Genomic DNA, 25,589 nt, shown 5'->3' with positions numbered 1-25,589 from the left:
GGAGACAATGACCACCATCCCGAATTTCGCTGATGTCGCTCGTACCCCCGAGGCGGCCACAGCGGCTAGCAACGTAGACGAGATCAAGGGCGAGGAGCAGGTCTGGGCCACCCCGGAGCGCATTGATGTCGCCCGCGTGTTCACCCGTGACAACCGCGATGAGGCCGTCAACGACACCCCCTCGCACCCGCTGGATTCCTTCCCCGGTATGCCCCCGTTCATGCGCGGGCCGTACCCGACGATGTACACCAACCAGCCGTGGACGATTCGCCAGTACGCCGGCTTCTCCACCGCGGCCGAGTCCAATGCCTTCTACCGCCGCAACCTTGCCGCCGGTCAGAAGGGCCTGTCTGTGGCCTTCGACCTCGCCACCCACCGCGGCTACGACTCCGATAATGAGCGCGTGCTGGGCGACGTCGGTATGGCCGGTGTGGCCATCGACTCCATCTTGGACATGCGCCAGCTTTTCGAGGGCATTGATCTCTCGAGCGTGTCGGTGTCGATGACCATGAACGGCGCCGTGCTGCCGATTCTGGCTCTCTACATCGTCGCTGCTGAGGAGCAGGGCGTGAAGCCGGAGCAGCTGGCCGGAACTATTCAGAACGACATTCTGAAGGAGTTCATGGTCCGTAACACCTACATCTATCCGCCGCAGCCCTCCATGCGCATCATCTCCAATATCTTCGAGTACACCTCGATGAAGATGCCGCGCTGGAACTCGATTTCCATCTCGGGCTATCACATCCAGGAAGCCGGTGCGACCGCCGACCTGGAGCTGGCCTATACCCTCGCCGATGGTGTGGAATACATCCGCGCCGGTAAGGCCGTGGGCCTGGACGTGGATAAGTTCGCCCCGCGTCTGTCCTTCTTCTGGGGCATTTCCATGAACACCTTCATGGAGATCGCGAAGCTGCGCGCCGGCCGCCTCCTCTGGAGCGAGCTCGTGGCCACCTTCGATCCGAAGAACCCGAAGTCGCAGTCGCTGCGTACCCACTCGCAGACCTCCGGTTGGTCGCTGACCGCCCAGGACGTGTACAACAACGTGCCGCGTACCTGCATCGAGGCAATGGCCGCGACCCAGGGCCACACCCAGTCGCTGCACACCAACGCCCTCGACGAGGCGCTGGCACTGCCCACCGACTTCTCCGCTCGTATTGCCCGTAACACCCAGCTGCTGCTGCAGCAGGAGTCCGGCACCGTGCGTCCGGTGGATCCGTGGGCTGGCTCCTACTACATCGAGTGGCTCACCAATGAGCTGGCCAACCGCGCCCGCAAGCACATCCAGGAGGTGGAGGACGCCGGCGGTATGGCTCAGGCCACCGCCGAGGGCATCCCGAAGCTGCGCATCGAGGAATCGGCTGCACGTACCCAGGCCCGCATCGACTCTGGCCGCCAGGCCCTCATCGGTGTGAACAAGTACGTGGTGGCCGAGGATGAGCAGATCGAGGTGCTCAAGGTTGAGAACTCGCGCGTGCGTCAGGAACAGCTGGACAAGTTGGAGCGCCTGCGCGCTGACCGCGATGAAGAGGCAGTAACCAAGGCCCTCGACGCCCTGACCTACGCCGCCGCCCACGAGGACGAGAAGGAAGCCGGGGATCTCTCCCTCAACCTGCTCAAGCTCTCGGTGGATGCGGCCCGCGCCAAGGCCACCGTGGGTGAGATCTCGATGGCTCTGGAGAAGGTCTTTGGCCGCCACGAGGCCGAGATCCGCACGCTCTCGGGCGTGTACAAGGATGAGGTCGGAAAGGAAGGCCAAGTGTCTAACGTGCAACGCGCCATCACGATGGCCGATGCCTTCGAGGCAGAGGAAGGTCGCCGCCCGCGTATCTTCATCGCCAAGATGGGCCAGGACGGCCACGACCGCGGCCAGAAGGTGGTGGCTTCCGCCTACGCCGATCTGGGCATGGACGTGGATGTGGGACCGCTGTTCCAGACCCCGGCCGAGGCTGCCCGCGCCGCCGTGGATGCCGACGTGCACGTGGTGGGCGTGTCCTCCTTGGCCGCCGGCCACCTCACCCTGGTGCCCGCGCTGAAGGAGGAGCTGAAGAAGCTGGGCCGCGAGGACATCATGATCGTCGTCGGCGGCGTGATTCCTCCCGGAGATTTCCAGGAGCTCTACGACGACGGCGCCGCCGCGATCTACCCGCCGGGTACCGTGATCGCGGACTCTGCCATCGATATGATGCAGAAGCTCGCTGCCGATCTCGGCTTTGATCTTCCGGATCCGAAGGAGGAGGCCGCAGCGGAGTAGCGCGTCATCGCCTCTGTCGCTGCCGGCTTAGCCGCACCGCCCCTTGCACAGCGCCACCTCGTGGTCTGTGCGAGGGGCGGTTATGCGTGTGGGGCAGAAGACACCTGCCGCGCTGCGGCCCGCACTGGGCTCGGCACACGATGGCTCTGGAGTGGTTAGGGTGATTCTTATTAACCCCCATCTGGGCTCACGCGCTGGGACACTCAGGCACAATGGGGAACGAAAGACTATTTATTGCAGAGAAAGGCTGGGAGCACCTAATCATGGAGGGCACACGCGAATATCTTGAGGAGAACCTCGGATCGCTGACTACCACGGCCGGAACCGATCTTGGCACTGCCACCGCCGTGGCCCCGGAGAAGGTGAAAAGGGCGCGCCGCCGCATTAATGTTGAGGAGCTTTTCGACGGCGTCCGCAAAGGTGAGCGCACCGCGATTGCCCGCGCGATTACGCTGCTGGAATCCAGTGCGGCAGCGCATCGAGTCTTAGCGCAGGAACTTCTGGTGAAGCTGCTGCCCTTTAGCGGCAACGCCTTACGCGTAGGTATCACCGGTGTACCCGGGGTGGGTAAGTCCACCACGATCGAAAGCCTCGGCATGAAGCTGGTGAATGAGGGCCACAAGGTGGCGGTGGTGGCCGTGGATCCCTCATCCACCAAGACCCGCGGTTCGATCTTGGGCGATAAGACCCGCATGGCCAAGCTCTCGGCGCAGGACAACGCTTTTATCCGCCCCTCACCCTCGGCAGGCACCCTCGGCGGCGTGGCGAAGGCAACCCGCGAATCCATGGTGGTCTTCGAGGCCGCGGGTTTCGACATCATCATCGTCGAAACCGTCGGCGTCGGCCAAAGCGAGGTGGCCGTGTCCAATATGGTGGACTGCTTCACCTTCCTCGCCCTGTCTGGGGCAGGCGATCAGCTCCAAGGCATTAAGAAGGGCGTGCTGGAGATGGCTGATCTGGTGGCCATCAACAAGGCCGATGGCTCGAATAAAAAGAACGCCAAGCGCGCCGCCCGAGAACTGGCCGCGGCGATGCGCATGGTGCGTTCCGAGGACGATGATTGGCACCCGCCAACAATCACCATGTCCGCCGTGGAGGACACCGGTATCTCCGAATTCTGGGAGATCGTGGAAAAGCACCACCAGTGCCAATTGGATACCGGCGCCTTCGAGCGGCTGCGCCGCGAACAGCAGGTGGGCTGGATGTGGCAGATGGTGCACGAAACCATTCTGCAGCGACTCAATACCAATGCCTCGGTGCAAGAGACCAAGCAATTGGTGGAATCGCAGCTCAAGCAGGGGCAGATCACCCCGACGCTCGCGGCGGAGCGCATCCTCGCCGCCTTCGATAATGCGGCGCAGCCAGCCCCGGCGCCGGGGCAGGGTGACGACGCCAACTAGGGCCGATATCCGCTCAGGACCGCTCTCAGGCCGGCCTTGATGAGAGCACGCAACTGCACCGCCAGCCCACGTCCACGGGGATGGCGGTGCAGCTATGTCTGCGCTGGTCTCTAGCCGCCCAGCATACGGTTGAGCTGCGCGACCAGCCACAGCAGCAGCACGAGCCCGATGAGGACCATGCCGCCAATAAGGAGCAGTTTCTGGGTGGGAGCGAAGCTCTCGCCCTTCGCTGGGGGCATGTAGTACACGATCAGCGCGGCGAGGATAAGCCCAATGACATTGCCAGTACAAAGCTGGTGGACCACGCTAAACATGGCGTAGATGCGCAGCGTGCGCAGGTTTTCGGCCTCGGCGACACGGAGGAGGGCGGCCATAATAATCACCGAACAGCTGGCGACGAACGCGAGCGCCACGCCGGGATCAGTAATGACCTCCTCGAAGCTCATCCCCGTCTGGGCGCTGACTGCGGTCTGGTAGAGCAGATAGGCCACGGCGCTGAGCAGCCAATACCAAAAGAGAATCGTAGTGGTACGGCGATAGTCCTTGAACATCGCGAAGAATGTGCTCACGAGCGCCTGCTTTCTAGTTGCTGTTCGTTGTAGACAATAAGGCTGCGGGCCACATAGTCCAGCAGCACGTTCAGTCCCACGAAGGAATGGTGCAGCCCGGTGTTGATGCTGGTCATCGTCGGGGTTGAGGTGTAGGTGAGGGTGCGATCGGCATGCTGGGCGATATAGCCATCGCTGCGTGCCGCGATCAGCAGTATCCTGATCCCGCGCAGCTCCATCTCGTGCAGAATCTCCTCGAGGCCATCGGTCGCTCCCGATAGAGAGACGATGACCACCATGTCTTCTGGCCCCATGACCGCGGTGGAGGCGCGGAACTCGTTGATGGTCGGCAACACCACGGTAAAGCGCCGGCTCGAAATCACTGACTTGGCGAATTCCTCGGTGGCAAGCTGTTGCGCATAGCCGGTGGCGAAGCAGTACAGCGTGCGCGCGCCGGCGATCCAGCGCAGGATCTCGGAGAGATCGGTGCCCTCCATGGTCGTGAGAGTGGCCTCCACATCCGAGCGCAGCACCCCAACCAGATCCTCTGAGGGAGTCGGGCTGTGGGCGAGGGAGTTTTTGATAAAGAACTTGAGTTCGCCGAAGCCTGTGAAGCCGAGCTTCTGGGTCAAGCGGATCACGCTCGAGGTGGAAGTGAAGGCCCGGTGTGCCACAGCGCTGAGCGTGGCATCGGCTACGAATTCTTGCTCGGCCAAAATGAAGGCCAAGACATCACGTTCTGTGGCACTGAGCCGAAGCTCAATCTTTTTTACATGATCCGCCAGATTCATGGCTCATAGTCTATCCCTAGAGTTAGCGCATCTGCTGCACCTCGTGGGACCTGCCCGCAGACACGGCACGAGGTGCAGCGCGAGGCACTACGCAGGAGAGTCGCTGGTGACCATCGCTTCGAAGGCGTCGCGGACTTGGGGAACATCCATGCCGACGATCACCTGGAAGGCGCGGCCCTTACGGACGATGCCCATCGCACCCGCGTCCTTGAAATCGGCGTCATTATCGGAGACCAGCGCGGCATCATCCACCGATACCCGCAGCCGGGTGGCGCAGTTATTCACATCGGTGATGTTGGCCGCTCCGCCGAGCAGGGCGAGGAAGTCCCGGGCACGTTGGCTATAGGGATCATCGGCCACCGCCTCAGCGCCGGTGTCCGTGCTGCCTTTCTTCTCCGCCTTCTTCGCCGCCTGCATCTCGCGGTATTCCTTCTTGGAGTAGAGCTTCACATCGGCTCCATCGGCCTCACGGCCGGGAGTCTTCAGGTCGAGCTTGAGAATGAGGAAGCGGAAGAGCAGGAAGTAGATGGCGGTGAAGCTGAGGCCGATGAGGATCTGAGCGATATAGGTGGCGTGGTGGTTGGCCCACAGCGGCACCCAGTTCTGGAACACGAAGTCGATCAGGCCACCGCCCATATTGCCGACCACGCCGAAGGAGTACATGACCGCGGCCATCGTCGCGGCCAGCAGGGCGTGGACGACGAAGAGAATCGGGGCGGCAAAGAGGAAGGTAAACTCCAGCGGCTCGGTGATGCCAATGAGAATGGCGGTCAAGCACACCGGCACCAGCAGGGTCAGGGTTTCCTTGCGCCGCTCGGGGCGAGCTGTCGTATAAAACGCGGCCGCGATACCGATGGGGGCGAATACCTTGGAGTTGCCGTGCAGCGAGAAACCGCCCGAGGGGAAGAGGTCCTTCAAGGATTCGGTGGAGGCGGCATACTCATTCAGGTGCGCCACCCAGTACTTGGTAATGCCATCAGGCACCACTGCGGGGCCAAAGACGAAGGGGGTGTAGATGAAGTGGTGCAGACCTGTGGGGATGAGGATGCGCTCCATAAACGTGTACAGCCACACGCCAAAGACGCCGGAGGAGATAAAGAATCCCTGCATGCTGGCGATGCCGCTCTGGATACTCGGCCAGATAAACGCGGTGAGGAGTGCCACCGGAATCATGAGGAAAAACCCGAGGGCATAGACATATTGGGTGCCCTGGAAGATGCCGAGGAAGTCCGGCAGTTTCGTGTTGAAGTAGCGGTTGTGCAACCACACCACAATCGCGGAGATAATGATCGCGCCGAAAATACCGGTGTCGAGGGTTTTGATGCCGGCGATCTCTTTCAAACCGGAGGTGCCGCCAACCTCAGCGCTGAAGTCCACGCCGAGCTTATCGCCGAAGTGCTCCAAGATAGAGCTGAGGAAGTACTGGAAGGTCAGATACACCATTGCGGCTTCCAGCACGGCGCGAGCATTGGCTGTTTTTGCCAGGGCGATAGGCAGGCCCAGCACGAATAGCAGCTCCATCTGATTGAAGACTGTCCAGGCGCCGGATTGCCACACGGTCCAGAAGGACCACCACCAACTTCCCTCGGCGGCAATTCCGCCCACGAGGTCTTCGTTGAGCGCGATGATTGACAGGCCCACCGCGAGGCCAGCGAAAGCGAAGATGAGGACCGGGGCCAGCATGGCCGAGCCGAACCTCTGGACTTTCTCCATCATGGTGTCTCGTCCCTTTCCACTTCAGGGGCGCAGCTAGGGTGCAGGTGTTGTGAGCTGCGTGTGTATTGGCTTTGTCTCTATTCATAGTTCTTCGCTTCAGTGCTGAGAAGCACTTTTGCGCCGGCTGGAGAACACTCCAGATTTTGGAGCATCGTGGCCTTCTGTGGCGCCGCCGCGCCTTCATACACTGGGGGAGACCGCTATTGTTGCGCCCCGTGAGCTAGGAAGGCCTATGAAGGTTCTCACCCTCAACACCCACAGCTGGATGGAAGAGATGCAGATTCCCAAGCTGTACACCCTCGCGCGCATGCTTGTCGACGAGAGCATCGACATTATCGCGCTGCAGGAAGTCAATCAGTCCCGCTGTATGCCGCCGGCCGCGGATCTCGAGGGCTGGATTCCCGCCCAGGATGCCCTGGAGTCCATTGCCGTGCACGGGGACAACTACGCACTACTGCTGGTGCAGGCCCTGCGTCAGCTCGACCCCCACAGCGAGTGGAGCTGGACATGGATTCCGGTGCACCGCGGCTTCGGTGTCTTCGATGAAGGCGCGGCGATCGTCTCCCGCCACGGTATCGAGGAGGCCCGCCAGCTCAGCCATGGTGGTGACTTCGACTATGACGACGTGCGCCGCCGCGCCTCGCTCGCGGTGCGTAGCGCTGGCCTGTGGTGGGTCTCCTCCCACTTCTCGTGGTGGCGAGGCGATAACGATACCTTCTTTGCCCGCGAATGGCGCCACATAAGTCCGCAGCTCGACCAGCTGCGCCGCCAAGCGCCGGTGGTGCTCTGCGGCGACTTTAATGTTCCTGCCGGAGACACCGACGGCGGCTACGACTACGTGATGCGCTCGGGTCAGTGGGCCGATAGCTTCTACCAGGCGGCCGAGGTGCACGGCGAGGCGACCGTGCACACAACAATTCACGGCTGGGACGACAACACCCAGGATTTGCGCATTGATTATGTGTTCACCAGCAGCGGGGTGCGCGCCCGCCGCCACACCGTGGTCTTTGCCGACAACAGCTCCGAGGCGGTGTCCGACCACTCCGGCATTGTGGTCTCCCTGGACACCACACATGCTGACAACCCACAACTCTAAGGAGTACCGAATGACCAGCCCACGCCGCAGCGTGCTCGACAACGCGGTGGTCTATCAGATTTATCCACGCAGCTTTAAAGATTCCGATGGCGATGGCATCGGCGATATCCGCGGCATATGCGAGAAACTCGATTATCTGGAGCAGCTCGGCGTCGACGTGCTGTGGCTGTCTCCTATTTTCGCCTCGCCCAATGACGATAACGGCTATGACATCTCCGATTATCGCGCCATTATGAAGGAATTCGGCACCATGGCCGATGTGGAGGAACTCATTGCGCAGGCGCGCCAGCGTGGGATGAGGATTCTGCTGGATCTGGTGGTCAATCACACCTCGGATGAACACGAGTGGTTTCGCCAGTCCTGTTCCTCGAAAGACAATCCCTATCGCGACTACTACATCTGGCGCGACCCAGCCGGATATAGCGAGGACGGCACGCCGCTGCCGCCGAATAATTGGATCTCCGCTTTTAGCCCCTCGGCTTGGGAATTCGATGAGACCACCGGGCAGTTTTATTTGCACATGTTCTCTCCCAAACAACCCGACCTGAATTGGGAGAACCCAGAGGTTCGTCGCGAAGTCTATGATCTCATGCGTTTCTGGCTTGATAAGGGCGTGGGCGGTTTCCGCATGGATGTGATCAACCTGATTTCCAAGCCGCAGGAGCTTATCGACGCACCCCTGGCGGTTAATGATCCCGCAGTCGCAGGCGGAAGCCGCGAATCCTCGCTCGCTATGAGCGCCAATGGGCCACGAGTCCACGAGTTTCTCCAAGAGATGCGCCGGGAGGTTCTCGACGACTATGACACGCTGACAGTGGGGGAGACCCCGATCACCACGGTGGAGGACGGCATTCTCTATGCCGGATTCGAGCGCGGGGAACTCGACATGATCTTCACGTTCGAGCATGTGTCCCTCGACTTTTCTGAGCAGGGATGGGGTAAATGGTCGGATCGTCGAACCAGTCTGAGCGCCCTCACTGCCACGCTGGAGCACTGGCAAAAGGGACTAGAAGATCGCGCCTGGAACTCGCTGTACTGGAATAACCACGACCAACCGCGGGCCGTATCTCGCTTTGGCAATGACAGCCCCGAGTACCGCGTGGTGTCCGCCTGCATGCTGGGCACCGTGCTGCACATGATATGCGGCACCCCGTATATCTACCAGGGCGAAGAGATAGGGATGACCAATGTCAGCTTCCCTGAGATCGATGACTATGACGATCTCGAAACCCACGACGCTTATGACACCTATGTGCGCAGCGGAATCATCTCCCATGAGCAGATGATGCGCTATATCGCGGCGAAGAGCCGCGATAACGCCCGCACCCCTATGCAGTGGGATGAGAGTGAGCACGCTGGATTCACCACGGGTACTCCGTGGCTGCCGCTGAACCCGAATTATCCCGAAATCAACGCCCGTGCCGCCGTGGCAGATCCGCACAGCGTCTATCACCACTACCGGCGTCTTATTGCCCTACGTCGCGAGCATCCAGTGATTCGCCGGGGGAGTTTCCACTTGCTCGAGCCAGGTAACGAGACCATCCTCAGCTACGCCCGCGCCACCGCGGAGGACAGGCTAGTGGTGGTGGCCAACTTCAGCGCCACCACGGTGGAGTGTGACTACGCAGCTGCATCTCCCGCGGCGTTGCAGCGCCGCGGCGTCGAGGGCGCTGGGTGGCAGCTGATCTCGTCGAACTACGCAGACGATGCGGGTAGCGTTCTGCGCCCCTATGAGGCGAAGGTGTATCTGGGCCACGCCCCGCAGTCCTAGCCCGCGAGCTGAAAGCGAGGGGAGACGTCCCGGCACGTATAGCGTGAACCGGGCTCTCCGCTCGCTTCTTTGTGGACGCGGCAGTGGGGTAGAGCCCGGTATCGGGGGCTACCCGCCGCCGTGGTTGCCGTGCGCCCCGCGCACCGAGACATGAAAAAATCCCGCGCTCATCCGAAGATGAACACGGGATTCGTAGAGTGCCCGAGGGGGGACTTGAACCCCCACGTCCGTTAATAGGACACTAGCACCTCAAGCTAGCGCGTCTGCCATTCCGCCACCCGGGCTTGGGTTTTGTTTGCAGCCTCTCGGCTGGGCACTCGCATACTGTAGCCCGAACGCGGCAATATAATCAAATCCCCTGCACAAGCGCCCATTTCCGCACCTATGGACGAAGCGAATCTCAGCGGTGAAAGTTCCGCCTTGCGGCGCGACTGTGAGTTTTTCGGTAAAAACGGGGAGTATGAGCAACTACAACGATGCACGATTCCCCGGACCCGACCCCTATGCCCCGTTGAAGGATCTTCCGAGCTTCCCGCTCTCCTCCAGTGACTTCGAGGACGGCGGCACCTTCAAGGAGGAGCAGCTCGGCGGCCAGGATGTCTCCCCGCAGCTGGCCTGGTCTGATCTTCCCGAGGGCACGAAGTCTCTCGCTATCACCTGCTTCGACCCAGATGCCCCTACGGCCTCTGGTTTCTGGCACTGGGCTGTGTTCAATATCCCCGCCGATATCACTGAACTCGCCACCGGCGCCGCCAATGATGGCACCCTGGAGTCTCTGGGCGATGTTGTCTCGCTGCGCGGCGATTCTGGCTCCCGCGGTTACTTCGGGCCGCAGCCGCCGGAAGGCCACGGCCCCCACCGCTATCTCTTCGCGGTGCACGCCGTCGATACCGAGAAGCTCGACATCGATCCGGACGCCACCCCCACGGTGCTCGGCTTCAATCTCTACTTCCACTCGCTCGGCCGTGCGATCACGTGGGGCTGGCACGAGAACTCCTAATCTCGCCGCCCTCTGCCAAGGCCAGCGCCCCCGCATTCGGTGCGGGGGCGTGCATATAACCCCAGCGTGGGGTAGTGTTTTGAATCACTATGGGAAAAAAGAAGCGTTCTCGGCCCCGCACTACTCCGGCATCCTCCGCGCAGCGTGCCCGCACACCGCGGGCGCAGGCTGAGGCTCCCGTGGTCGTCGTCCCTCCATTTTTGCGCGTGGGCGGCGCCTTTTTGGCCCTAGCCATAGTCTTGGCGCTGTTTACGCTCATCAGCCTGATCACTGGCGGTCTGACCGGTTTCTTTCCCGTGACGTGGGGGTTTCTGCTGATCATCGTCTCGGCCATGCTCTTGGGAGCCTTCGGCACCACTCACCGCAATGAGGAACGCACCACCCGCCATATCGTGGTGCTGGTGGTTGCTGTGGGCCTCGTCGTGTTTAGCCGCTTCATCACCACCGAGCCGATTTATATCTTGGAATCGTGGTGGCTGCCGGTCTACGCCACCATGGCTCTTATCTGTGCGCTGGTGATCCGCCGCACCGTGGCATAGCCGCTCAGGGGAGTCGAAGCACGGCAGAAAAATAAGGGCGCGCCCAGCGAGGGCCGCCCTTTTTCCTATGGTGTGCTGGTTCTAATCCACCCACGCCTTGCCGCAGCCGACGGCCTCGCTGAGCGAGGAGAAGCCGTGGGCACGAACCTGGTGGGCGATACCCTTATGGATATCGCGGATCCAGTCGGGGCCGCCATAGATCAGGCCGGTGTAGCCCTGCAATAGGCTGGCGCCGGCAGCGATGCGCTCCCAGGCTTGTTCGGGGGTCTCGATACCGCCGGCACTCACCAGCACCAGCTGATCGCCCACGTGCTCCCGCAGGAGTCGGAGCACCTCGAGGGAACGGGCGGCCACCGGCGGGCCGGAGATGCCGCCAGCTCCCATGGCCTCAACCTCGGCTGCGTTGGTGCGCAGCCCCGCACGGGAGATGGTGGTATTGGTGGCCACGATGCCGGCGAGCTTGAGCTCGAGGGCGAGATCGGCCACGGCCAGCACATCCTCGTCCGAGAGATCGGGGGCGATCTTCACCAACACCGGGGTGGTGGTGGATTCAAGGACGGCCTCCAAGATGGGGCGCAAGGAGTCCACCGCCTGCAGATCGCGCAGGCCAGGGGTATTCGGCGAGGAGACGTTCACCGTGACGTAATCGGCCAGATTGCCCAAGAGGGTCGCGGAGCGCCGATAGTCGCTGGCGGCGTGGGCGGCGTCCACTACCTTCGTCTTGCCGATGTTGATGCCGATGACATCGTCCGAGTTGCGGCGCTTGAGGTTTTTGGCCACCGCTGCGGCGCCATCGTTGTTAAAGCCCATGCGGTTGAGAATGGCGCGGTCTTCCGGCAGGCGGAATAGCCGCGGGGTGGGATTCCCGGGCTGCGGGGAGGCCGTGACGGTGCCGAGCTCGGCGTAGCCGAAACCAATCGGGGTCCAGGCATCCGGGGAGTTGCCGTTTTTATCGAAGCCTGCCGCCAGCCCCAGGGGGCGGGGGAAACGCACGCCGAAGATGTCTTGGGCCAGGATTTCGTCGTGCACCGGCAGGATCTTCTCCAGGCCGCGGTTGAGGGGCCCGGTGGTCTGCAGTACGGAGAGGCCGTTATTGATGATCCCGTGGATGCGTTCAGGACGCAGGGTGAACATCGCCTTCAAGGCCTTGTTGTAGAGGGTGGAACGGAACGAAGATGAGGCCATACAGGGGTGTCCTTAAACGATGAGTATCAACGGTGAATCAGGGGAAAGTCCGCCGGCGCCGACGACAATAGCCGCTGCTAGGAGTCGAGGAACTGAATGCCATCGCCGCTAGCCGAGGCAAGAACCTTGGTGCCATTATCCATCACAGCCAAGCTCGTGGCATCGGCCACGGTGGAGTAGCGCTGCTGCTCGAGCGGCTCGCCGGTGGACAGGTCATATCCCACCAGGCTATTGGTGCCGGTGGATGCCACCCAGGCCAGCTGCTGGGAGGAGTCCCAGGCCACCGCCCACGGGCTGCGGTCAACGGGCATTGATTGATGCAGGCGCACCACATCGAAGCGGGTATACACCAAGAGCTGGTCACCCTCGGTGTCGGCGGCGAGGAACACACCCTGCTCGCCGGGGGCGACCGTGCCGACACCGGCGCCGGCACGCAAACGCCCGCCCTCACGCCGCTGCTCCCTGTCGAGGCCTTGGATAGTGGTGAACTTGCGGTTGATTACCACGACCGGGTCGAGGTGATCGGCATAGGTGGTAGACACCAGCTGATCTACCGTGTCGGTCATCGAGATCTCGGTGGTGGCCGTGGGATCGTCATGCGGGAAAGTAATGATGCGTGAGGAATCTGCGGCGGCAGCCACCACATCGCCGGTGCTGGTTTGGGTGGCGGTGGTGAAGTTCTCCTCGGCGGTGCGCGTATTCTCCAGTGTCGGCGCAGCGGGGTCGATGAGATACACCACGCCGCCTTCTTCCGTGCTGTCTACTGCCTGCGGGCAGGCGAGCACAAAGTCGGTAGCGCCAGCGCTGAGTTCTCCACAGTCCTCTGCGATATCGATAACGCTGAAGTCCTTGTCCTCGAATTCTTCCCGCGTTCCGATACCGAGCCGATCGCCGGAGCGCACAGCAATATGATCGCCGAGAACGGCCAGCCCGTCGATCGTGCTGAACTCGCCGCCGAGCGTGAACACCTCACCGTCCACGTTCTCCGCGGCGGGGGAGCGTTGCGCCTCTGCCGATCCCACCGGACGAGCCTGTTTTCCGGGATCGTCTCCACTGGATCCGCAGGCGCCCAACACCAGAGCGGAGGAGGTCACAAGTGCTGCTAGAACTAGATTCCGACGCTTCTTCACAACGCTTAAGGCTACCAGAGCGCTCTTAGAGCGAAATGTCGTCTAAGGCCTCAATGATCGCCTTGGGCAGCTGCACCTCGGTCGCGGCGAAGGCCTCCTCGCACTGCTCCGGTGTGCGCGCCCCCACCAGGGTGGCGTCGACCCCGGGTTGGGCCAAGACCCAGGCGATGGCCGCCGTGGTGGCAGAGATATTCAATCCCAGAGCCGCCGTAGTCAGTGCTTCGACGATGGCGCGATCGCGTGCCTCGGAATAGGCGTGGGCCTCCGCGCTGCGCCCCTGAGCGGAGGCATTCTGCTCGCGATACTTGCCGGTCAGGACCCCATGAGCCAGCGGCGCACCGGCTATAAAGCCCACTTGGTGGTGGTGCGCCGAGGGCAAAAGCTCCTGCTCGGGTAGGCGATTGAGCAGGTTGTATTCGCCACTGGCGGCCACCACCCCTCGGGCGGCCACAGGCGCGGCGGCACGCAGCACGGCGAGTTGCCAGCCGCTGAGCCCACGCGCGCCGACATAGCGCACCCTGCCCGTGCGCACCGCATAGTCGAGGGCGTCGGCAACCTCCTCCACGGGGGTGAGCTCGTCCCAGTAGTCGATGGAAAAGAGATCGAGATGATCCGTTCCGAGCAGCCGCAGATAGCTATCGAGCTGGTTGAGCAATCCGCGGCGGGAGCAGTCGACGCGGCGGCCTACCGGCTGATCCGGCAGCGTGCCCGCGGCGGCGGAGATGATGAGATCCTCCCGAGAGATCTCAGACCCCAGAAATGTACCGAGGTACTCTAATGCGGCCGTGCCGGTGGTGTGCTGCGGGGTGACGTCGATAAGCGACGCGCCGGCGCTGGTGAACAGGCGCAGAATCTCGCTCGCCGACTCCCGATCGGTGCCTGCACCCCATGTCAGGGTGCCTAGTCCTAAGCGCGGGATGCGCAGTCCGCTCCGTCCTACATTGGTTTGTTCCACGCCTTAAGAGTAGTAGCCTCTAACGGGTGAACGACGTAATCGCTGCACAGGCCCCCGAAACGATGTCATGGACGCAAACCATTGTGCTCTCCATCGTGCAAGGCCTCACCGAGTTTCTTCCCGTGTCCTCCTCTGGGCATTTGCGCATCGTCTCCAGCTTGTTCTGGGGCGCCGATGCCGGTGCCTCCTTTACCGCCGTGGTCCAGCTCGGCACCGAGCTCGCGGTGCTGGTGTACTTCGCCAAAGACATCTGGCGCATCCTCACCGGCTGGTTCGCCGGCGTAGTCGATAAAAACAAGCGTGGCTTCGACTACCGCATGGGCTGGATGGTCATCGTCGGCTCCATCCCCGTGGGCGTGCTGGGGCTGCTGCTCAAGGACCTCATCCGCGACAACTTCCGCAATATGTGGATCACCGCCACCGTGCTGATTCTGTTCTCCTTCGTCTTCATTTGGGCGGAGCGCGTGGGCAAAAAACAGCGCAGCTATGACGAGCTGACCATGAAGGATGCGCTGACCATGGGCTTTGCGCAATGCTTGGCCCTTATTCCCGGCGTCTCCCGCTCGGGCGGCACCATCTCCGCCGGCCTGCTCGTCGGCCTGGATAGGGAAGTGGCCACCCGCTTCAGCTTCCTGCTCGCTATTCCCGCCGTGCTCGCATCGGGGCTGTTTTCGCTTCCCGACGCTTTCGCGCCGGACGCTGGCCAAGCCGCCAGCGGCCTGCAGCTGCTGGTCGGTACCTCCATCGCCTTCGTGCTGGGCTATGTCTCCATTGCCTGGTTGCTCCGCTTCGTGGCCAATAACTCCTTCGCGTGGTTCGCGGCCTACCGCATCCCCTTCGGCCTGCTCGTGATGGCGCTGCTCGGATTCGGAGTGCTGCAGGCCTAGAGAGTTATCTGCGCCTGTGCCCGTGGCTATCGCCCCGCTCTTTGATCCACTCTGCGATGGATTAGAGTGGGGCGCATGCATTCTTGGCCTCAACCTGATGTTCCTGCCCTGAGCGGGGACTGCGTAGAACTTCAGCTATACGACACCGCAGATCAGTGCGTGCGCCCCGTCCACCCCGCAGCAACCGCCGGGATGTACGTGTGCGGAATCACCCCTTATGACTCGACGCATCTAGGCCACGCGGCAACCTATGTCGCCTTCGATCTCATCTACCGCCAGCTCCTGGATAACGGCCACAAGGTGGTCTACGTCCAAAACGTTACCGACGTCGACGACCCCCTATTTGAGCGCGCCGCCCGCGATAATGTGGACTGGCGCGAGCTTGGCGACGACCAAACCACGCTCTTCCGCTCGGATATGACTGCGCTGAAGGTGATCCCGCCGCGCGATTTCGTCTCGGTGTCCGAGGCCGTCGGCGAGGTGATTACGGTGGTGCAGCAGCTGCTGGACAAGGGCGCCGCCTATGTGGTGGACGATCCGGAGCATCCTGATATCTACGCGCCGATCGACGCCACCGAGCACTTCGGCTATATCTCCGGCTATACCGCCGAGCAGATGCGGGACGTCTTCGCCGACCGCGGCGGCGATCCCGATCGCCCCGGCAAGCGCCACCCCTTGGATGCGCTGATTTGGCGCGCCGCCCGCGAGGGCGAGCCGAGCTGGGACGCCCCCTTTGGTGCGGGCCGGCCTGGCTGGCATATCGAGTGTTCCGCGATCGCCAATAACCGCCTGCAGGATATCTTCGATATTCAAGGCGGCGGCTCCGACCTGGCGTTCCCGCACCACGAATTCTCGGCCGCCCACTATGAATCGCTCACCGATTCCCAGCGCATGGCTGGGCACTATGTGCACGCCGGAATGATCGCCCTCGATGGAGTGAAGATGAGCAAGTCCCTGGGCAATCTCGTCTTCGTGCATAAGCTCACCGCTGCCGGTCACGAGCCGGCCGCTATTCGCCTCGGCATCTACTCCTCGCACTATCGCGGGGACCGTGACTGGTCCGATGCCGTCTTGGCCCGCGCGGAAGAGCGCCTCGCCGCCTACCGTGCCGCGATGGCCGCCACCACCGATGAGGCTGCCGCGCAGCACCTGGTGCAGCAGCTGCGCGAACACTTGGCTGCGGATCTCGACACCCCTGGGGCGCTAGAGGCCGCAGATGCCTGGGCCGCAGCGCAGGATACGGAGGGTACGGAAGCAGCGTCCCGGCAGGAGCAGCTCTCGGCCGCAGGCGAATATGTGCGCACCGCCTTCGACGCCCTGCTTGGCGTGGAACTCTAACTAGCTCTGCAGACACCGCGACCCAGCCTGGGGTGGGGCTGGCCGCGGTCTCCGAGGCTGCGCGGCGGCGGGTGCTCAGGCAGAATACTCATCATGAGCCAGACCACGCCCACACCGCGCAGCCATTTCGATTCCCAGATCAGCACGCTATGTGCTGATCTCAGTGACTTCGCCACCGGCGCTTATCTCTCCGACGGTGATACCGACTACTGGGAGGAGCCCTATCCACCGGCCATCGTGCCACTGGTGGAATCCGTGCTGCGGGGCTTTCTCGATCGCGCCTATCGCTGCGCCGAGGAGACCGGCACCGCCAGCGAGACGGCGCTGCACCGCGAGGTGGATGCCGCCATCGCCGAACTCGAACGCATTGATCGCAGCGTCGATTATGCCCTCCTCGATACCGAGGAATCGGCTGAGTTCAGCGATTTTTTCCGCGCGGTATGCCGCAGCCTCGGCGCGCCGCTGGAGCAGGAGTGGGAACTCGGCGAGTCCGCGAACGACACCGAGTAGACGCTGCTGAGCTGCGCCTTCCGGGCACCTTCGCGCTGGCCGATAAGCACCGGCGGGGGTAGGGAGAGCGCAGCTCAGGCGGTGATTAGACCGCTCGGTTTCTTGCGAGCAGGGCCATTGGCTTGGATCACGCACTAGTTGCGTACTAAGCTGTCTATTTCATGAGCCAGATTGACGCTATTTCGCAGATCACCACCCCGCCTCTCGCCGAGGTTCTCGGCACCCGCGTGCTCGTCGGCGATGGGGCCATGGGTACCCAGCTGCAAAACTTTGATCTGGACTTAGATAGCGACTTTCTCAATCTCGAGGGCTGCAACGAGATTCTCAACGTCACCCGCCCCGATGTGCTCCGCGAGATCCATCGCGGCTTCCTCGATGCCGGTGCCGAGCTGGTGGAGACCAATACCTTCGGCTGCAACCTGCCGAACCTGGCCGATTATGACATCGCCGATCGCTGCGAGGAGCTGGCCTACGCGGGCGCGCAGATCGCTCGCGAATTATGCGATGAATACTCCGCTGCTGACGAGGCCACGCCGCGCTATGTGCTCGGCAGTCTCGGGCCAGGCACGAAGCTGCCTTCCTTGGGTCACGCCCAGTTCGGCGATCTCAAGCAGTACTACTATCTGGCCGCCAAGGGCCTGCTCCGCGGCGGGGTCGACGCCTTCCTAGTGGAGACCGCCCAGGATTTGCTGCAGGTCAAGGCCGCTATCCACGGCATCCATCAGGCCGAGGCAGAGCTGCAGGCCAGTCGGCCGATTATCTGCCACGTCACCGTGGAAACCACCGGCACAATGTTGCTCGGCTCCGAGATCGGCGCCGCCCTCACCGCTCTGGAGCGGCTCGGCATCTCCATGATCGGCCTCAACTGCGCCACCGGCCCGCACGAGATGAGCGAGCACCTGCGCTATCTGGCCACCCACGCCTCGGTGCCGGTGTCCGTGATGCCCAATGCTGGCTTGCCGGTACTCGGGCCCAATGGCGCCGAATATCCCCTCACGCCCGTAGAACTCGGCGATGCGCTGGCCCGCTTCGTCGATGACTATGGGTTGGCCATGGTGGGCGGCTGCTGTGGTACGACGCCTGAGCACATCCGAGTTGTCGTCGACAAGCTCGAGGGCAAAAGGGATAACCCGACCGCACGGCCCCAAGAAGAGCCGGAGGATACTGTGTCCTCGCTCTATACGGCGGTGCCTCTCACCCAGGACACCGGTATCACCATGATCGGCGAGCGCACCAACGCCAATGGTTCCAAGGCCTTTCGTGAGGCGATGCTGGCTGGGGACATGGAGACCTGCCTCGATATCGCCAAGACCCAAACCCGCGATGGCGCGCACATGCTCGATGTGTGTATTGACTATGTGGGCCGCGATGGCCGCGAGGACATGGCACGCTTTGCGGAGCTGCTGGCCACCTCCTCCACGCTGCCGATCATGATCGACTCCACCGAGCCCGCCGTGATCGAGGCGGGGCTGGAAAAACTCGGCGGGCGCTGCGCGGTGAACTCGGTGAACTTCGAAGATGGAGACGGCCCCGATTCCCGCTATCGCCGCATCATGGAGCTGGTGCAGGCGCATGGCACGGCGGTAGTGGCCCTGACCATCGATGAGGAGGGCCAAGCCCGCACCGCAGAGAAGAAGGTGGAGATCGCCACCCGCCTCATCGAGGACATCACGGGCACCTACGGGCTGCGACATGAGGACATCATCGTCGACTGCCTCACCTTCCCGATCTCGACGGGACAGGAGGAGACCCGCCGCGATGGCATCGAAACGATCGAGGCCATCAAAGCACTCAAGGCGAAGTATCCACGGGTGCACACCACGCTGGGTCTGTCCAATATCTCCTTCGGGCTCAATCCGGCAGCCCGGCAGGTGCTCAACTCGGTGTTTCTCTCCGAATGCATCAACGCGGGCCTCGATACCGCGATCGCGCACTCCTCCAAGATCATCCCCTTCAACCGCATCGATGAGCGCCAGCGCGAGGTGGCGCTGGATATGGTGTACAACCGGCGCAGCGAGGACTATGACCCTTTGCAGGTGTTCATGGAGCTTTTCGACGGCGTCTCCGCGGCCTCTGCCCAGGATGCCCGCCAAGAAGCCCTCGCCGCTCTGCCGCTGCTCGACCGGCTGGCCCAGCGCATTATCGATGGCGAGAAAAACGGCATGCAGGAGGATCTTGACGCCGCGATGGCGGAAAAGAGCCCAATTGCCATCATCAATGAGGACCTGCTGCGGGGCATGAAGACGGTCGGTGATCTCTTCGGTTCCGGAGAGATGCAGCTGCCCTTCGTGCTGCAGTCCGCCGAAACCATGAAATCGGCGGTGGGCTATCTCGAAAGCTTCATGGAGGCCTCCGATAACACCGGGTCTAAGGGCACCATCGTGCTGGCCACGGTGAAGGGTGATGTGCACGATATCGGCAAGAACCTGGTGGATATCATCCTCTCCAATAATGGCTACACCGTGGTGAACCTCGGCATTAAACAGCCGATCGCCACCATCGCCTCCGCGGCGAAGGAACACGGCGCCGATGTGATCGGCATGTCGGGGCTGCTCGTGAAATCCACCGTAGTGATGAAGGACAACCTGCTCGAGCTCAACGAGCTCGCGGAGCGCGAAGAAGCGGATCGTTATCCCGTGCTTCTCGGTGGGGCGGCGCTGACGCGCACCTATGTGGAAGACGATCTCGATGCGCTCTATCACGGCGATGTGTTCTACGCCCGCGATGCCTTCGAGGGGCTGCGGCTGATGAACGAGGTCATGCAGGATGCGCGCGGCGACAAGGGCCAACTCAGCGAGGCCGAGGCAGCCGAGAAAGCGAAGCGCGAGGAGAAGAAGAAGGCGCGCCGTGAGCGCCGCGAACGCTCCAAGCGTATTGCCGCCGAGCGCAAGGCCGCCCAGGAACCAGTGGAGGTTCCCAGCCGCTCCGCAGTAAGTATTCCCGAAGAGGTCGCCACCCCGCCGTTCTGGGGCACCCGCGTGGTCAAGGGTATTGCCTTGAAGGAGTATATGACCTGTTTGGATGAGCGGGCCCTTTTCCTCGGGCAGTGGGGATTGCGCGGCAGCCGTGGCGACGGCGGACCGAGCTATGAAGAACTCGTGGAGAGCGAAGGCCGGCCGCGCCTGCGCGCGTGGATTGATCGGCTCAAGCCCGAGAGGATCCTCGATCATGCCGCCGTGGTCTATGGCTACTTCCCGGCCGTATCGGAGGGCGATGATGTGGTGGTCCTCTCCGAGCCCCGCCCGGATGCCCCAGAGCGGATGCGTTTTAGCTTCCCCCGGCAGCAGCGCGGCAAGTTCCTGTGTATCGCTGATTTCATCCTGCCTTGGGAGGAGGCGCGTGCCCGCGGCACGGTGGATGTGTGGCCGATGCAGCTGGTGACCATGGGCCAGCCCATCGCTGACTTTGCCAATGAGCTCTTTGCCAAGGACAACTACCGCGACTACCTCGAGATCCACGGCATCAGCGTTCAACTCACCGAGGCCCTCGCCGAGTATTGGCACGGGCGCGTCCGCGCCGAGCTGGCCTTCGCGGATGGCTCCGATGCGGCCAAGGCTGATCCCACCGACGTCAGCGGCTTCTTTGATCTCGAGTATCTCGGGGCGCGCTTTTCCTTCGGCTATGGTTCCTGTCCGAACCTCGAAGATCGAGCAGCACTCGTGGAACTGCTCGAGCCCGAGCGTATCGGCGTGGGCCTCTCGGAGGAGCTGCAGCTCCACCCCGAGCAATCCACCGATGCCTTCGTGCTCTATCACCCCGAGGCGAAGTACTTCAACGTCTAGCGCCGGCCGAAAACGGGGCGTGCGGTATCCTCGAACGCATGCTCACTGCCCCGAAACGGACCTTTGAAGACGAGCGCAGCGCCGTGTTCTGCCACTCTCCCCACGCTGTGTTCGCCACGCTGGAGCGTATCGGTGGCGAGAATGGCTGGTTCTCCCTGGCCCTGCCGTGGGCCATCCGCGGTCGCGTGGACGAGCTGCTCGGCGGGCCGGGAATGCGCCGACCCAGGCGGCATCCGCGCACCCTGCGCGAAGGCGATGCGGTGGGCTTCTTCGTGGTCTCCGAGATCGAGCGCCCCGAGCGGCTGGTACTGAAGGTCGCCGCACGTCTTCCCGGCAAGGCCACGCTCGCCTGGGAGATTCATGGCCACACCCTGACTCAACGGGCGCGCTTTCATAGCACCTCCGTGGCCGGCAATCTCTACTGGTACGCGCTTTTGCCCATCCACCTCTTCATTCTTTCTTCCATGCTCAAAGGGATTATTCGTAGTGCTTAAAGCTATTTTCTGGGATATGGACGGCACCCTTGTCGATTCCGAACCGCTCTGGGGGGTGGCCACCTATGAACTCGCCGAACAGATAGGGCGCCGACTCACCCCAGAGCTGCGGGAAAAGACGGTGGGCGGCAATTTCGATAACACGCTGGCTATCTGCGCCGCCCACGCCGGGGTAGAGGTGGCCGATCTCGACTATGAGGGCTTGCGCCAGCGGATGTATGCCCGTGTGACCGAGCTCTTTGATAATCAGCTGCAGCCGGTACCGGGAATGCGCGCGCTCTTGGGCGAATTCTCTCGCCGCGGCATCCCCATGGCGATCACCACCAACACCCCGCGCGCCTTGGCTCATCACGCAGTCTCTGCGGTGGGGGAGCACTTCTTTGACACTGCCTTCTTTGGCGATGAGGTGCCCCGGGCCAAACCGGCGCCGGATATGTACCTTCTCGCCGCCCAGCGATACGGCCTCGACCCCCATGACTGCCTGGTCTTCGAGGACTCGGCCACGGGCATGCAGGCTGCTGCCGCAGCTGGCTGCCGTGTAATCGGCGTAGTGGCGGATGCCACGACACCCACGCCTGAGCGGGTGCGTACCCTCGCCGAACTCCATGGCTCCATCGACTTCTCCACGATCACCGCCGATATGGTCGAGCAGTGGTTCGAGCAGCTGCCCTAGCCCTACGCAGCTGCCCTCGCTGTAGGGGAAAACACCGCCTCAGCGCACGCCCGCGGCGGCTCTGTGAAAGAATGATCGATTGTGAAAGATTTTGAATCGCTGTATGAAGAGCTCCTCGACCGCAAGAAGAATCGGCCCGCCGATTCGGGCACTGTAGCCGCCCTTGATGCCGGGGTCCATTCCCTGGGCAAAAAGGTTATTGAGGAAGCCGGCGAGGTGTGGCTCGCTGCGGAGTATCAGTCGGATGAGGAACTCGCCGAGGAACTCTCGCAGCTCATCTACTGGTCTCAGGTAATTATGGTGGCTCGTGGCATCCGCCCCGAGGACGTGTACAAGTACCTCTAAGCACGATCCACGGCGCCCCACAACGGGCGCTCCTTTTCTCAAGTGCAGCGCAGCATGCACCCCACAGCGCTCCAGCGGCACTAACCAGCGCCCAGTGCGACCCAGCGTAGAAAGCGAGCTAGATCATGTTGAAAGTGGCTGTCCCCAACAAGGGTTCCTTATCCGAGAAGGCCATGTCCATCCTCACTGAGGCCGGATATCCCTCCCGCGGTGATTCCAAAGCGCTGACCGTGATGGACACGCGCAATGACGTCGAGTTCTTCTTCCTTCGCCCCAAGGACATCGCCATCTATGTGGCCAGTGGCCAATTAGATCTCGGCATCACCGGCCGCGATTTGGCCGCGGATTGCCGCGAGGAGACCGAGGAGGTGCTCGCCCTCGGCTTCGGCGATTCCACCTTCCGCTTTGCCGCGCCCAAGGACGAGCAGTGGAGCATCCCGGATCTGGAAGGCGCCCGCATCGCCACCTCCTATCCCAACCTCGTGCGCTCCTTCTTGCAGGAACACGAGATCGATGCCAGCGTCATCCGCCTCGAGGGCGCGGTGGAGATCTCCATCAAATTGGGCGTGGCCAATGTGATCGCCGATGTGGTCTCTACCGGCCGCACCCTGCGCAAGCAGGGCCTCGCTCCCTTCGGTGATCCGATCATCACCTCCGAAGCGGTGGTTGTGGGCCGCAAGGGCCACCAAGTCACCCAGGAGCAGCGCGTGCTGCTGCGCCGTATCGAGGGCATTTTGCACGCCCACAACTTCCTGATGCTCGACTACAACGTCGAGGCCGACAAACTCGAGGAATGCGTGGCCATTACTCCCGGCCTATCCGGTCCCACCGTCTCGCCGCTGGCGCTGGAGAATTGGCGGGCTGTGCGCGCCATGGTGCCGCGGGAGGACGCCAATACCGTCATGGATCAGCTGGCCGCCGTTGGCGCCAAGGCCATCCTCGCCTCCGAGATCGCCATCGCCCGCATCTAGCAGCGGCCGCGCTCAACGGTCGCTGCGGCCGAGGAACTCTAGGCTCCGCCACTACCCGCATAGATACGGGTTGGCGGCGCCATAGCCAGCCCACTTCCCCCCCCGAAATAGGTGGAGGTGGGCGTTCTGTGTTTCTGGGAAAGCGGCCGCCGGAGCTGCAAGGCTCGCTTCTGAAACCGCAACGTGTTCTCAGCTCGGGAGCGCAGACGATGGGGGGATACTCAGCACGGATATTGATCCAGTACAACCGTTATACAAAAACTCTTCATTTCCTCTTATATTCGCCCCGATCTCTTTTCTGCCGCGACCCTTCCGGCCCGATTCGCCGCGCCAGAAGCGGCGTTACCATTGGGGTGGATAGACAAAGAATCGAGTGAATTGAAAGGGTTCGCATGGCTTCGACCTCCGCTTTTCGTACTGAAGAAGACCTGCTTGGAGAAATGCAGGTTCCGCAGGACGCTTATTATGGCGTGCATACCCTGCGGGCGATGCAGAACTTCCAGATTTCCGGCACCACCATTAATGATGTCCCCGAATTTATTAGGGGAATGGTGATGGTGAAAAAGGCGACGGCTATGGCCAATCATCGGCTCGGGGTGCTGGCAAAGGATAAGGCGGATGCCATTGTGTGGGCCTGCGATCAGATTCTGGACCATGGGGTAGCCATGGACCAGTTCCCGATCGACGTCTTCCAAGGCGGGGCAGGCACCTCGGTGAATATGAACACCAATGAGGTGGTGGCCAATCTCGCGCTCGAGCACATCGGGAAGAACAAGGGCGAATACGTCTTTATCAATCCCAATGACGATGTGAATATGAGCCAGTCCACCAATGACGCCTATCCTTCCGGTTTCCGGCTCGGCGTCTATGCGGCCGTGCAGGACGTGGTGGCCAAGATCGACGCCCTCTGCGAGGCCTTCGCGGCCAAGGGCGAGGAATTTTCTGGCGTCATCAAGATGGGGCGCACCCAGCTCCAAGACGCCGTTCCGATGACCTTGGGTGATGAGTTCACCGGCTTCTCGGTCAATCTTGGCGAGGAGCACGAGGTAATCCAGCACGCCGCCCACCGGCTGCTCTCTCTGAACTTGGGCGCTACTGCCATTGGCACGGGGCTCAATACCCCCGAGCGCTATCAAGACACCATCATCGAGGCGATGCGGGAGGTCACGGGGCTCGATATCTCCGCCTCCGAGAACCTCATCGAGGCCACCAGCGACTGCGGCGCCTATGTGCTGCTGCACGGCGCCTTGAAGCGCGCCGCCATGAAGCTGTCCAAGATCTCTAATGACCTGCGCCTGCTCTCCTCGGGCCCGCGCGCCGGCCTCAATGAGATCAACCTGCCGGAGATGCAGGCGGGGTCCTCGATCATGCCGGCAAAGGTGAATCCGGTGATCCCCGAGGTCGTGAACCAAGTGTGCTTCAAGATCTTCGGCAATGACAGCGTGGTCACCTGGGCCTCCGAGGCCGGCCAGCTGCAGCTGAACGTGATGGAGCCGGCCATCGGCCAAGCGATCTTCGAGAGCATCTCGCTTCTGGGCAATGCCTGCGACACTCTGCGTGAGAAGTGCGTGAATGGCATCACCGCCAACGAGCAGGTGTGCCGCGACTACGTGGATAACTCCATTGGAGTGATCACCTATCTCAACCCCTTCATTGGCCACCACAATGGCGATCTCATCGGCAAGGAGGCGGCCCGTACCGGCCGCAGCGTGCGGGAGCTCGTCTTAGAGCGTGGCTTGCTCGATGAGGAGACACTGGACGAGGTGCTGAGTGTGGACAATCTCATGCACCCGAAGTTCAAGGCCGCGCACCAGCAGCAGGAGCAGCAGTAGCTCTACCTGCTGGGCGCTAGGGGAGCAGTACCTTCACCCAGACACCCCCATACGTGAGGTAGGATGTCTCGGGCATGGGGATGAGCCGCGCTATCACTGGCTCATCTACTGCCCCTTTATTGGCATGCCTCGAAGCTATTTTCCATGCGCGCTGCGGCGTTGACTCGCCCGCTGCGCATCTCCCTCGCACTGGCTCTAGGCATGCGGTGTCCGCCTGTGCGCTCATGCCTTCCACACGAGACGTGAAGGCCCCTGCCGCAGCGCAGACGGCACGTGTACGTACCTGTTGTAGTGCTGAGGGCTTCTCTGAGGCCCTCAGGTGTGGGATGCGCTAGGCGGTGTCTGCAGCCGCGGGCGCGGTTGTGCTCACCGCAG

Annotated in this window: 21 protein-coding genes and 1 tRNA gene; 15 read left to right on the top strand and 7 right to left on the bottom strand. The window is 62.3% G+C overall.

Annotated elements, in window-relative coordinates; translation table 11 throughout:
* The first annotated feature begins 7 nt into the window (after nucleotides 1–7).
* Nucleotides 8–2,251 carry a methylmalonyl-CoA mutase gene (scpA, locus tag KRX12_RS08245; protein WP_151548593.1) on the top strand — a complete coding sequence of 748 codons (2,244 nt, stop codon included), beginning with the start codon at nucleotides 8–10 and terminating at the stop codon, nucleotides 2,249–2,251.
* Between the two features lie 263 nt (nucleotides 2,252–2,514).
* On the top strand, nucleotides 2,515–3,651 hold the full coding sequence (gene meaB / locus KRX12_RS08240) for a methylmalonyl Co-A mutase-associated GTPase MeaB (RefSeq protein WP_218366319.1): 1,137 nt from the start codon (nucleotides 2,515–2,517) through the stop codon (nucleotides 3,649–3,651).
* A 110-nt stretch (nucleotides 3,652–3,761) separates the two neighbouring features.
* Here meaB and KRX12_RS08235 read toward each other — a convergent pair whose 3' ends face one another.
* The 3 genes from KRX12_RS08235 to KRX12_RS08225 form a co-directional block, all read right to left on the bottom strand.
* On the bottom strand, nucleotides 3,762–4,220 hold the full coding sequence (locus KRX12_RS08235) for a hypothetical protein (protein WP_218366318.1): 459 nt from the start codon (nucleotides 4,218–4,220) through the stop codon (nucleotides 3,762–3,764).
* A complete protein-coding gene (locus KRX12_RS08230; protein ID WP_218363263.1) occupies nucleotides 4,217–4,990 on the bottom strand; it encodes a MurR/RpiR family transcriptional regulator in 774 nt (257 codons plus the stop codon). Before KRX12_RS08230 ends, KRX12_RS08235 begins: the two co-directional genes overlap by 4 nt.
* A gap of 87 nt (nucleotides 4,991–5,077) precedes the next feature.
* Nucleotides 5,078–6,706 carry an alpha-glucoside-specific PTS transporter subunit IIBC gene (locus tag KRX12_RS08225; RefSeq protein ID WP_218366317.1) on the bottom strand — a complete coding sequence of 543 codons (1,629 nt, stop codon included), beginning with the start codon at nucleotides 6,704–6,706 and terminating at the stop codon, nucleotides 5,078–5,080.
* Nucleotides 6,707–6,938: 232 nt separating this feature from the next.
* Here KRX12_RS08225 and KRX12_RS08220 point away from each other — a divergent pair, with 232 nt between their 5' ends.
* Nucleotides 6,939–7,802: an endonuclease/exonuclease/phosphatase family protein gene (locus KRX12_RS08220; protein WP_218366316.1), complete on the top strand. Its 864-nt coding sequence runs from the start codon at nucleotides 6,939–6,941 to the stop codon at nucleotides 7,800–7,802.
* Between the two features lie 10 nt (nucleotides 7,803–7,812).
* Nucleotides 7,813–9,573, top strand: coding sequence for an alpha-glucosidase (locus tag KRX12_RS08215; RefSeq protein WP_218366315.1), 1,761 nt, complete (start codon nucleotides 7,813–7,815; stop codon nucleotides 9,571–9,573).
* A gap of 198 nt (nucleotides 9,574–9,771) precedes the next feature.
* Here KRX12_RS08215 and KRX12_RS08210 read toward each other — a convergent pair.
* A tRNA-Leu gene (locus tag KRX12_RS08210) sits at nucleotides 9,772–9,857 on the bottom strand.
* A gap of 176 nt (nucleotides 9,858–10,033) precedes the next feature.
* On the opposite strand from KRX12_RS08210, the gene KRX12_RS08205 reads away from it, so the two are divergent.
* Both KRX12_RS08205 and KRX12_RS08200 read left to right on the top strand, forming a co-directional pair.
* A complete protein-coding gene (locus tag KRX12_RS08205) occupies nucleotides 10,034–10,573 on the top strand; it encodes a YbhB/YbcL family Raf kinase inhibitor-like protein (protein ID WP_218363259.1) in 540 nt (179 codons plus the stop codon).
* 89 nt (nucleotides 10,574–10,662) lie between these two features.
* Nucleotides 10,663–11,112 carry a hypothetical protein gene (locus KRX12_RS08200; RefSeq protein ID WP_218366314.1) on the top strand — a complete coding sequence of 150 codons (450 nt, stop codon included), beginning with the start codon at nucleotides 10,663–10,665 and terminating at the stop codon, nucleotides 11,110–11,112.
* 81 nt (nucleotides 11,113–11,193) lie between these two features.
* Here KRX12_RS08200 and KRX12_RS08195 read toward each other — a convergent pair whose 3' ends face one another.
* From KRX12_RS08195 to KRX12_RS08185, 3 genes are all read right to left on the bottom strand, one after another.
* On the bottom strand, nucleotides 11,194–12,297 hold the full coding sequence (locus tag KRX12_RS08195) for a quinone-dependent dihydroorotate dehydrogenase (protein ID WP_218366313.1): 1,104 nt from the start codon (nucleotides 12,295–12,297) through the stop codon (nucleotides 11,194–11,196).
* A gap of 77 nt (nucleotides 12,298–12,374) precedes the next feature.
* The gene (locus tag KRX12_RS08190; RefSeq protein WP_218366312.1) at nucleotides 12,375–13,391 is read right to left on the bottom strand and encodes a YncE family protein; all 1,017 of its coding nucleotides are present in this window, start codon (nucleotides 13,389–13,391) and stop codon (nucleotides 12,375–12,377) included.
* 61 nt (nucleotides 13,392–13,452) lie between these two features.
* Entirely contained in the window at nucleotides 13,453–14,382 is a 930-nt protein-coding gene (locus KRX12_RS08185; RefSeq protein ID WP_218366311.1) for an aldo/keto reductase, read from the bottom strand.
* A 62-nt stretch (nucleotides 14,383–14,444) separates the two neighbouring features.
* Between KRX12_RS08185 and KRX12_RS08180 the strand changes: the two genes are divergently transcribed.
* From KRX12_RS08180 to aspA, 9 genes are all read left to right on the top strand, one after another.
* The gene (locus KRX12_RS08180; protein WP_151528874.1) at nucleotides 14,445–15,269 is read left to right on the top strand and encodes an undecaprenyl-diphosphate phosphatase; all 825 of its coding nucleotides are present in this window, start codon (nucleotides 14,445–14,447) and stop codon (nucleotides 15,267–15,269) included.
* 75 nt (nucleotides 15,270–15,344) lie between these two features.
* A complete protein-coding gene (gene mshC / locus KRX12_RS08175; RefSeq protein WP_218366310.1) occupies nucleotides 15,345–16,607 on the top strand; it encodes a cysteine--1-D-myo-inosityl 2-amino-2-deoxy-alpha-D-glucopyranoside ligase in 1,263 nt (420 codons plus the stop codon).
* Nucleotides 16,608–16,700: 93 nt separating this feature from the next.
* Entirely contained in the window at nucleotides 16,701–17,117 is a 417-nt protein-coding gene (locus tag KRX12_RS08170) for a hypothetical protein (RefSeq protein WP_218366309.1), read from the top strand.
* 161 nt (nucleotides 17,118–17,278) lie between these two features.
* Complete coding sequence (gene metH, locus KRX12_RS08165) at nucleotides 17,279–20,899, top strand: methionine synthase (protein WP_255550174.1); 3,621 nt, start codon at nucleotides 17,279–17,281, stop codon at nucleotides 20,897–20,899.
* Nucleotides 20,900–20,937: 38 nt separating this feature from the next.
* Nucleotides 20,938–21,393, top strand: a complete 456-nt coding sequence (locus tag KRX12_RS08160; RefSeq protein ID WP_218366308.1) for a DUF2867 domain-containing protein — start codon at nucleotides 20,938–20,940, stop codon at nucleotides 21,391–21,393.
* Nucleotides 21,386–22,066: an HAD family phosphatase gene (locus KRX12_RS08155; protein WP_218366307.1), complete on the top strand. Its 681-nt coding sequence runs from the start codon at nucleotides 21,386–21,388 to the stop codon at nucleotides 22,064–22,066. Before KRX12_RS08160 ends, KRX12_RS08155 begins: the two co-directional genes overlap by 8 nt.
* Nucleotides 22,067–22,147: 81 nt before the next feature.
* Nucleotides 22,148–22,411 (top strand): phosphoribosyl-ATP diphosphatase, encoded by a 264-nt coding sequence (locus KRX12_RS08150; RefSeq protein WP_151548577.1) that lies wholly within the window; start codon nucleotides 22,148–22,150, stop codon nucleotides 22,409–22,411.
* Nucleotides 22,412–22,536: 125 nt separating this feature from the next.
* Nucleotides 22,537–23,382, top strand: coding sequence for an ATP phosphoribosyltransferase (gene hisG / locus KRX12_RS08145; RefSeq protein ID WP_218366306.1), 846 nt, complete (start codon nucleotides 22,537–22,539; stop codon nucleotides 23,380–23,382).
* A gap of 392 nt (nucleotides 23,383–23,774) precedes the next feature.
* The gene (aspA, locus tag KRX12_RS08140) at nucleotides 23,775–25,214 is read left to right on the top strand and encodes an aspartate ammonia-lyase (RefSeq protein ID WP_218363249.1); all 1,440 of its coding nucleotides are present in this window, start codon (nucleotides 23,775–23,777) and stop codon (nucleotides 25,212–25,214) included.
* Nucleotides 25,215–25,589: the final 375 nt, after the last annotated feature.

The sequence above is a fragment of the Corynebacterium sp. TAE3-ERU2 genome, assembly GCF_019209955.1.
Classification (GTDB): Bacteria; Actinomycetota; Actinomycetes; order Mycobacteriales; family Mycobacteriaceae; genus Corynebacterium; species Corynebacterium megadyptis.
The sequence above is the reverse complement of the archived record's forward strand: the minus strand, read 5'-3'. Positions and strand labels throughout refer to the sequence as shown.